Here is a 272-nt window from a genome sequence, read left to right on the forward strand (position 1 = left end):
CAACTGGGCTTCAGCTCGGTGATGATGGACGGCTCGCTGGGCGAAGACGGCAAGACCCCGACCGACTACGACTACAACGTCCGCGTTACCCAACAAACCGTGGCCATGGCGCACGCCTGCGGCGTTTCGGTAGAAGGCGAGCTGGGCTGCCTGGGTTCGCTGGAAACCGGCATGGCCGGTGAAGAAGACGGCATCGGCGCCGAAGGCGTTCTGGATCACAGCCAAATGCTGACCGACCCGGAAGAAGCCGCTGACTTCGTCAAACGCACCCA

1 protein-coding gene is annotated in these 272 nt (G+C 62.9%); it reads left to right on the forward strand.

What is annotated here, in order from left to right; translation table 11 throughout:
* Positions 1-272, forward strand: a 272-nt coding sequence (locus ACM6IN_RS22050; protein ID WP_414916709.1) for a class II fructose-bisphosphate aldolase, incomplete at both ends; no start/stop codon positions are given.

Origin of the sequence: Pseudomonas sp. IT-P395, assembly GCF_949767675.1 — a bacterium.
GTDB lineage: Bacteria > Pseudomonadota > Gammaproteobacteria > Pseudomonadales > Pseudomonadaceae > Aquipseudomonas.